Source organism: Streptococcus cristatus (assembly GCF_001578775.1).
In the GTDB taxonomy this organism is placed as follows: domain Bacteria; phylum Bacillota; class Bacilli; order Lactobacillales; family Streptococcaceae; genus Streptococcus; species Streptococcus cristatus_A.
Window position 1 is genome coordinate 145,310 of sequence record NZ_KQ969062.1, and the last position, 2,664, is coordinate 147,973.

3 protein-coding genes and 1 pseudogene are annotated in these 2,664 nt (G+C 35.1%); all 4 read left to right on the forward strand.

Annotated elements, in window-relative coordinates; translation table 11 throughout:
• Positions 1-913 (forward strand): annotated as a pseudogene (locus SCRDD08_RS11610) (hypothetical protein); the annotation flags it as partial.
• Positions 913-1,644, forward strand: a complete 732-nt coding sequence (locus SCRDD08_RS00705) for a hypothetical protein (RefSeq protein ID WP_061421996.1) — start codon at positions 913-915, stop codon at positions 1,642-1,644. The pseudogene SCRDD08_RS11610 and the gene SCRDD08_RS00705, both read left to right, overlap by 1 nt.
• A gap of 33 nt (positions 1,645-1,677) precedes the next feature.
• Entirely contained in the window at positions 1,678-2,133 is a 456-nt protein-coding gene (locus SCRDD08_RS00710; protein ID WP_061421997.1) for a hypothetical protein, read from the forward strand.
• Entirely contained in the window at positions 2,133-2,588 is a 456-nt protein-coding gene (locus SCRDD08_RS00715) for a DUF5085 family protein (RefSeq protein WP_061421998.1), read from the forward strand. The genes SCRDD08_RS00710 and SCRDD08_RS00715 overlap by 1 nt, the downstream gene beginning before the upstream one ends.
• Positions 2,589-2,664: the final 76 nt, after the last annotated feature.

Consider the following 2,664-nt stretch of genomic DNA (forward strand, 5'->3'; position numbering starts at 1 on the left):
CCAAGCTTATCAGAACCGCTATCCAGCTAAGGACCTGCCAGAGAATGTTAAGAATGCAATTCAGGGATTTGTAGATAGGACGGAAGCTGAATTGCTAACGATGGCCCAAGATGTTGCAAAGGAACAGGGGATTTCTGTTGAAAAAGCCATTGATTTTATTTTGAAGCAGGAAGAATCAGCCGACAAATCTTCAAAATTTTCGAATATTGTTGGTAGAGTTATTCTGGCTAAGGCTGAAATAAACTTTATTAACGGTCGACAAGTTACTTCTGACTCCAGAGGTCGTGTTAAGATAGGTTCTCGCTTTCTTTATAATAAAAATACAGGACATGTATATACTAGTGGAAGTGGAGAATATAATCAAAATACAGGTAGAGATTTCGATCCTACTGATACCAATATTGGCAAAGGAGTTCAGACAACTGGTTGGCGAACTGCTATTGGGGATGCTGTAGATTCGGCTAAAAGCGGTTTTAAAAATTCTTTGAAATTTTGGGATGACTTCAAATGGAAAGATGCTTCACAGCTTTCAAAATGGGGACAAGCTGGCAAAGCGCTTGGTGCCATTGGAACAGTTCTTAATGTTGGGGGAAATATAAAAGAAAACTTTTTTGATGATAATACCTCTTCTGTGGGGACAAAAATTCGAAATTTCGTAGTTGACCAAGGTGTTGATCTTCTTTCAGGTGCTTCTGCTGCAAGCGCTGGTGCCGCAATCGGAACTTTTATCGGAGGTCCTATTGGAACAGTTGTTGGGTTAGGATTAGGTGCAGCCATTGGATGGCTTATGAATGACTTTAAAATTAAGGAATTAAATAATCAATCTGTAACGGATATAGCTAAGGATGCCTTAACAAAAACAACAGATGCAATTGGCGATGGCTTAAAAACAATAGGAGGGTGGTTTAGTTAATGGTGAAGGTGAATATAAAAAATAAGATAAAGATTACTGATATAGAAAGAGAAAGATACCATGGTCCTTTGATCACACATGGTGTCAGTCTAGGCTATATTAAGTTATATCCATGGATAAATTTACCATTTTGCTCCTTTTTCTTTTACTGGGGTCTTATAGGTGAAACAGGAAGTCATCAGGGAGGGCTTAAAGTTCTATTTTTGACTTGTATCATTCTTAATGTTGTAGGTATGTTGTTTGGTTTTTCTAAGTTTTTGATCAATCGATTTAAATTTTTAACATTTATTCTGATTGCTTTGCTTACTTGGACGACATTAGTTTGGACCAATTTTATCGGAATGTTGATGTTTATAACAGTAGGAGATTCAAATAGTATAGAAGGAATATATCAATCTCCTCTCACTCCAATTTATGTTATCTTTATATTGCTTCTTTTTATCTTTGCATGTGGTCTCTATGCTTGGTACTATCTCCCAAAGAATCAGGGGAAAGTTTGGGCCTTTAATCAAGTAAAAGAGGGAGATAGAAAGAAAACATGGTGGAATAATTTTGCTATAGCTTTTGCTGGGGCAACAATTATTCCTTCCCTCCTAACGGGTTATATTCAGAATGCCTTTGGTATTTTATTGGGAATTTTGTTGACCTTGACTTTGCCGGCTGTCATGGTAGATGCAGTTTATGCAGCTATTTATGTGAAAAAGCACCCTGATAGTGATGAATTAGCTTAAAGATAAGAACAATTAAGAAAGCAGTAAAGAAATATGGAAATAAGACCTAAAAAGTTAGTCCTTCATAATCAATTTGGTTATGAAGAAAGTGGGTTGGGAAATGTACCAGTCGAACAGATTTGTCATAAAGTATATCCTTTATGTTGGGAGTTTATAGAGGATATGCTAGATATGGTTTTTTCAGATGGTCCAGTATATTTTAAGAGTTATCCTTTTGGGGATAAAAAAACGATTTCTATTTTTACAACATTTGGCAATGCATATACCCAAATAGATAGATATAAAGGACCATTTCTTTTTCAAGAAAATATTTTTATAGACAGTAATGATTTCGCTAGTTTTTCCTCAGAAAATTTAGCGGATTATTATGATGCCTTACGTGTAAAATATGCTAAAGAAAATTTGGAGTATTTAGCTGTTTATCATGTGCTTTATCATCCTGGAAAAGAAATTGTAGTTGATGCATATGGTAGTTGGGAGGTAGAGTGATGAAATATGTTGTTGCACAAGGTGTGACCAATGAAAACATTTTTGAGGCACGGAATGTGATTAAAAAGCGTAAGACTTTTCATGTTAGTCAGATGAGAAATGAACTAGATGCTTTTATGACAGCTATTTATGAAGCAGGAGGTCATCCAGCAGGACCTATTGTATATAGTCTAAATAATGTGCCATATGAAGGAAATATGGATATTGAATTCTTTCTTCCCTTAGAGGAGGAATTTCTTGAAGTCAAGGGGATGAAATTTTCATCTTACTTTGAAATCAATAATATTATAATGGTAACTCTAAATCATGATTATGAGGAATTAACCAAGGAAGCATATGCTAGATTATTATGGACCTTAGAGAAGAATAACCGCGAACAACAAACCCCTTTTTATCATATTCTCCAAACAGAAGGAACAGGGCAGGTAACAGTATTGCTTGGTTACGCTTATTAAGTTTGATAAAGAAATTTCCGATTATATATGTAAGATTTGCAAAAGAGTTATTTCATAGTTCCGTACAGCAAATAGT